Annotated in this window: 5 protein-coding genes; 1 reads left to right on the top strand and 4 read right to left on the bottom strand. The window is 65.7% G+C overall.

Features of this window, described 5'->3' with window-relative positions; translation table 11 throughout:
* Window positions 1-75 precede the first annotated feature (75 nt).
* Both cysN and cysD read right to left on the bottom strand, forming a co-directional pair.
* On the bottom strand, window positions 76-1,983 hold the full coding sequence (cysN, locus tag DM995_RS02155) for a sulfate adenylyltransferase subunit CysN (protein ID WP_116968344.1): 1,908 nt from the start codon (window positions 1,981-1,983) through the stop codon (window positions 76-78).
* Entirely contained in the window at window positions 1,983-2,912 is a 930-nt protein-coding gene (gene cysD, locus DM995_RS02160; protein ID WP_116968345.1) for a sulfate adenylyltransferase subunit CysD, read from the bottom strand. Before cysD ends, cysN begins: the two co-directional genes overlap by 1 nt.
* 83 nt (window positions 2,913-2,995) lie before the next feature.
* On the opposite strand from cysD, the gene DM995_RS02165 reads away from it, so the two are divergent.
* Complete coding sequence (locus tag DM995_RS02165; RefSeq protein WP_116968346.1) at window positions 2,996-4,108, top strand: helix-turn-helix transcriptional regulator; 1,113 nt, start codon at window positions 2,996-2,998, stop codon at window positions 4,106-4,108.
* Between the two features lie 94 nt (window positions 4,109-4,202).
* Here DM995_RS02165 and DM995_RS02170 read toward each other — a convergent pair whose 3' ends face one another.
* Together DM995_RS02170 and DM995_RS02175 are read right to left on the bottom strand one after the other, a co-directional pair.
* Window positions 4,203-4,703, bottom strand: coding sequence for a DUF3299 domain-containing protein (locus DM995_RS02170; protein ID WP_023839238.1), 501 nt, complete (start codon window positions 4,701-4,703; stop codon window positions 4,203-4,205).
* A gap of 10 nt (window positions 4,704-4,713) precedes the next feature.
* Window positions 4,714-5,552 (bottom strand): FtsX-like permease family protein (locus DM995_RS02175; protein ID WP_198669230.1); only part of this gene is annotated, 839 nt, incomplete at its 5' end.

Consider the following 5,552-nt stretch of genomic DNA (forward strand, 5'->3'; position numbering starts at 1 on the left):
CGATCAGCAGCCTGCCCGTCACCTCGGCCAGGTGCGCCGCTAGCTCGGCATCGCTCATCGCCATCATCGCCCCCCTTATTTCAGCGGCAGCAGCTGGCGGATGACATAATCGGCCGCTTCCTCGATCGTCATGGCACCGGTGTCGATCCGGATTTCGGGCGTCAGCGGTTCCTCATATGGGCTGTCGATCCCGGTGAAGTTCTTGAGCGCCCCCGACCGCGCCTTCTTGTACAGGCCCTTCACGTCGCGCGCCTCGGCGACTTCGAGCGGCGTATCGACGAAAATCTCGACGAACTCGCCTTCGGGCAGCATGTTGCGCACCATCTCGCGCTCGGCGCGAAACGGGCTGATGAACGCCGTCAGCACGATCAGCCCGGCGTCCGCCATCAGCTTGGCGACTTCGCCGACGCGGCGGATATTCTCGATCCGGTCGGCCTCGGTAAAGCCCAGATCCTTGTTGAGCCCGTGCCGGACATTGTCGCCATCGAGCAGAAAGGTGTGGCGGTTCATCAGGGCGAGCCGCTTTTCCACCTCGTTAGCGATGGTCGACTTGCCAGCACCCGAGAGACCGGTAAACCACAGCACCTTCGGCGTCTGGTTCTTCATCCGCGCATGGTCCTCGCGCGTCAGGTCGGTGGGCTGCCAGTGGACGTTCTGCGCGCGGCGCAGGCTGAAATGGAGCATGCCCGCCGCCACCGTGGCGTTGGACAGCTTGTCGATCAGGATGAAGCCACCGAGCGCGCGGTTGTCGGCATAGGGCTCGAACACGACCGGCCGGTCGGTGATGATCTCCGCGACACCGATGGCGTTGAGATCGAGCGTCTTGACCGCCAGATGCTCCATCGAATTGACGTTCACGGCATATTTCGGCTGCTGCACAGTCACCGACACGGTCTGGCTGCCGAGCTTCAGCCAATAGGCGCGCCCGACCACCATCGGGTCGTCGTTGAGCCAGACCAGGGTCGCCTCGAACTGATCGGCCGCCTCGGGCGGATTGGCGGCGGCGGCGATGACGTCGCCGCGCGAACAGTCGATCTCGTCGGTCAGGCAGACCGTGACCGACTGGCCCGCAACCGCTTCGTCCAGGTCGCCGTCGAGCGTGACGATGCGGCTGACGATGCTGGTCTTGCCCGAGGGCAGCACGCGGATCTCGTCGCCCGGCTTGACCGACCCGGTCGCGATCAGTCCCGAAAAGCCGCGGAAATCGAGGTTCGGGCGGTTGACCCATTGCACGGGCATGCGGAATGGCCGGTCGAGATCGACCGACGCGAGCACCTCGACCGTTTCGAGATGATCGACCAGCGTCGGGCCGTCGTACCAGGGGGTGTTGGCCGACAGCGCGGTGATATTGTCGCCGCGGAACCCGGAAATCGGCATGGCGGTGAAGCTCTCGATGCCGATGCTCTGCGCGAACGCGGCATAATCCTTGACGATCTCGTCGAACACCGCCTGGTCGTAATCGACCAGGTCCATCTTGTTCACCGCGAGCACGATGTTGCGGATGCCGATCAGGTGGCACAGGTACGAATGCCGCCGGGTCTGGACGAGCACGCCCTTGCGCGCATCGATGAGGATCACGGCCAGATCGGCCGTCGACGCGCCGGTGATCATGTTGCGCGTATACTGCTCGTGCCCGGGGCAATCGGCGACGATGAACTTGCGCTTTTCGGTGTTGAAGAAGCGATAGGCGACATCGATGGTGATGCCCTGTTCGCGCTCGGCCGCCAGGCCATCGACCAGCAGCGCGAAATCGATCTCGCCGCCCTGCGTTCCCACCTTCTTGCTGTCGCTTTCCAGCGCGGCGAGCTGGTCCTCGAAGATCATCTTGCTGTCGTAGAGCAGCCGCCCGATCAGCGTCGACTTGCCGTCATCCACCGAACCGCAGGTGATGAAGCGCAGCATCGACTTGTGCTGATGCGTTTCCAGATAGGCGTCGATATCCTCGGCGATCAGCGCTTCGGTCTGGTAGACTGGATCGCGCATCAGAAATAGCCCTCCTGCTTCTTCTTCTCCATTCCCGCGCCGCCGGCGTCCTTGTCGATCACCCGGCCCTGGCGTTCGGAGGTGGTGGTGAGCAGCGTTTCCTGGATCACCTCGGACAGCGTCTGTGCGGTGCTTTCCACCGCGCCGGTGAGCGGGAAGCAGCCCAGCGTGCGGAAGCGGATCGAGCGCTCGGTGATCTCGGGCGTGCGGCCCAGTACGCGGGTCAGCCGGTCGATATCGTCGGCCATGAACAGCTGGCCTTCCCATTCGAAGGTCGGGCGCACGGCAGCGAAATAGAGCGGGACGATCGGCACGGCGTTGAGCTGGATATATTGCCAGATGTCGAGCTCGGTCCAGTTGCTGATCGGGAAGACGCGGATGCTCTCGCCCTTGTTCTTGCGCGCGTTGTAGAGGTTCCACAATTCGGGCCGCTGGTTCTTCGGGTCCCAGCCGTGCGACGCGGTGCGGAACGAGAAGATGCGTTCCTTGGCGCGGCTCTTCTCCTCGTCGCGCCGCGCTCCGCCGAACGCCGCATCGAAACCGTGCAGGTCGAGCGCCTGTTTCAGCCCCTCGGTCTTCCACATGTCGGTGTGGAGCGGCCCGTGGTCGAACGGGTTAATGCCGCGCTCGGCCGCTTCGGGGTTTTGATAGACCAGCAATTCCATGCCGCTTTCGCGCGCCATCTTGTCGCGCAGCGCGTACATGTCCTTGAACTTCCAGGTCGTATCGACATGCAGCAGCGGAAAAGGCGGCGGCGAGGGATAGAAGGCCTTGCGCGCGAGATGCAGCATCACCGCGCTGTCCTTGCCCACCGAATAGAGCATCACCGGCTTTTCTGCCTGGGCCACCACTTCGCGCATGATGTGGATGGCCTCGGCCTCCAGCCGTTCGAGATGCGTCAATATGGTCGATCGTGTCTGCCGCGACATTCTGTCCCTCGTCTGGAGCGTTCGTGCATTGCCAATCGGACACATCGGGTCCATCCATAACTCCCATATGGGAGTAAAATGGCATGGCGACCGCAATCAATACGCAGCTCGATCTCTTCCTGCCGCTGGTCGAGGGCATTCGCGAGGCACCGCAATGGCGGCAGTTCATGGCCGCATTGCTGGCGCGCACCCATGCCCGGCACGGCGTGCTGTACATCACGCTGGCCAATGCACCGGCGGATCATGCGCCCACCGTGCTGCAGCTGGCGGCCCCGCGTGCGGTCGAGGACCCCGCGATCGATATCGAGGCGCTGCAGCGGCTGGAGCTCCATCCCTATGGGGCGCTACGCCCCGGACGCATCTATGCGCTCGAGGAGATGCTCGATTTCGACGACAAGGCGGTGCTGGAACATCAGCGATCGGCGCTGGTCGCGATGGGCATCCGCTATGGCCGGTGGATGCGCGTGACCGTCGACAATGTCGCCGATGCCTGGATATTGCTCGCTCGCGAGCGCGAGGATTTCAGTTCCAGCGCGGTGGCGACGCTGTCATCCACGGCCCCCTATCTTCGCGCCGCGCTGCGTGCCTTTGTCGCGATATCGGGCGAACGGCTGGCGCGGATCATGGCGCAGGCGACGCTCGCGAGGCTCGGCATCGGCCAGGTCGCGCTCGACGAGGATGCGCGGGTCATGGCCGCTGACGCGATGGCCGAACGCTGGCTGACCTTTATCGAAACGCCCGACGGTCGCCCCGGCCGCAAGCTGCAGCTGCCACAGGCAGCGGCTGACCTGCTCGAGCGCAGTTGCGCGGCGATCGCCGCCCCTGGCCCCGCTGCGCCTTCGCCCGTTCTGATCACGGTCGACGACGATATCACCCTGCTGGTGCAGCCGACGGCCTTTTCCGTATTGCCCGGGATGGCCCGCCCGGTCGCGACCGCAACGATGCGGATCGCGGTCCGCGAGGAGGAACGCGAGGGCGCCGCCGTCCTGCGCGACCATTTCCGCCTGTCGGCCCGCGAAGCTGCGCTGGCGCAGAAACTCAGCCGCGGTGAAACGATCGCCGAGGCGGGGCAGAACCTCCACCTCACTCTCGAGACGGCCCGCAACTACTCGAAGCGCATCTATGCCCGCACCGGCGCGCGCGGACAGGCCGATCTGGTGCGGACCATCCTGTGCGGGCTCGCCCCGCTGGCGTGAGGCAGGCGCGCCAGAGGTCCGCTGGCAACCCGGCGGGCCGAGGCCGTCAGAAGGTTGGCCGACCGGCCGCACCATCGGGCGGATGACGGCCGGTTCAGGCGGGGCTTGAGGCCTTCATGCGGTAGAAAATGCCGCTTTCGTCCTGGCCGGTCAGCTCGAGCACCCCGCTGACCACGATCATCCGGGTTTCGTTGGTCGGAAACGGGATGTCGGCATAGACCTCGATAAACTGGTTGGGCACCGCGTGGAAATGGAACGGACAGCCCGGCGGATAGGCGAGCAGCACGAAATGCTTCTGACGCCCGCCGGTTTCCAGCGGCTTCATCCAGCCGGCCACCTTGATCCGCTTGCCCGCCAGCGCCTTGACCGCCGGGGTGAACAGCGGCTTGGAATAGAGATAACCGTCCTTGCCGGTGCGGGTCTGTTCCCTGGTCGCCTCGAGCACCGCCCAGGAAACCCCGCCCTTGGGCGTGGCGGCGGGCTTCCAGACATCCTCCACCGGCGCCTTCTTTCCCTGCTGCATCGCAGCCTGGCCTGCGGTCTGCGGCAGGGCGATGAGGCTCAGGGCGGCCAGGGCAAGAATGGGCAGGCGCATGTCGTCTTCCTCAGCTGTATCGGGCGAGCGTGGTGGCAAGATCGATCCGGAAGGTGCGGATCGCCGGGATCAGGGCGGCGACGAGGCCGATGGCGAGCGCGGCGGCGAGGATCGCCCCCTCGCCGGGCAGGAACCGCAGCGCCGACAGGCCGAGCTCGTCGAGCGTCGGGAAGCTCGCGGTGGCCACCGCGATCAGGCCATGCGCCACTGCGATGCCCCCCAGCGCGCCGATCGCGGCGATCAGCAATCCCTCGATCAGGATCGTGCCGAACACGGTCGATGGCCGCGCCCCCATCACGCGCAGCAGCGCCAGATCGGCTTCGCGCGCGCGCGTCGCATTCCACAGCGCGACGAACAGGCTGAGCCCGGCGGACAAGGCGAGCAACCAGCCGAACAACCGCGCGCCTTCGATGATCGACCCGAACAGCCCGAGCAGTCGCGCCGCCTCGGCGGCGGGGGCAGCGGCCTGGAGCGCGCTCTGGCGGTTGATCTGGCTGGGCAGCCGCATCGCGGCCGACGCGTTTCGATAACGCACCAGCAGCGCGGTGATCTCCGGCTCCATGCCGGGCATCGCGGCTTCGCCTTCATGCTCGTCCTGATGGGCCGGCTCGGCGTCGTGATCGTGATCGGCAGGATCGTCCTGCTCGTGGTCATGTTCGCCCGCGGCCTCGTCATGATGCTCATGCTCGATGCCGTGCACGTCCCAGACCGATTCGACCGAGGTCAGGATCAGCCGGTCGATCACCGTGCCGCTGGGGGCAAGAATGCCGACGGTCTCGAACGGCGCATGGTCGTGCCCCTGGCCGTCCTCCTCGCCCGTCTCCAGCCCGTGGCTGCCGACGAATTTCT

This window comes from Blastomonas sp. UPD001 (assembly GCF_003426715.1).
Classification (GTDB): Bacteria; Pseudomonadota; Alphaproteobacteria; order Sphingomonadales; family Sphingomonadaceae; genus Blastomonas.

Bases quoted from the DNA above. Each gene is read 5' to 3' on its own strand.
- cysN (WP_116968344.1), bottom strand. From the start codon at position 1,983: ATGCGCGATCCAGTCTACCAGACCGAAGCGCTGATCGCCGAGGATATC.
- cysD (WP_116968345.1), bottom strand. From the start codon at position 2,912: ATGTCGCGGCAGACACGATCGACCATATTGACGCATCTCGAACGGCTG.
- DM995_RS02165 (WP_116968346.1), top strand. From the start codon at position 2,996: ATGGCGACCGCAATCAATACGCAGCTCGATCTCTTCCTGCCGCTGGTC.
- DM995_RS02170 (WP_023839238.1), bottom strand. From the start codon at position 4,703: ATGCGCCTGCCCATTCTTGCCCTGGCCGCCCTGAGCCTCATCGCCCTG.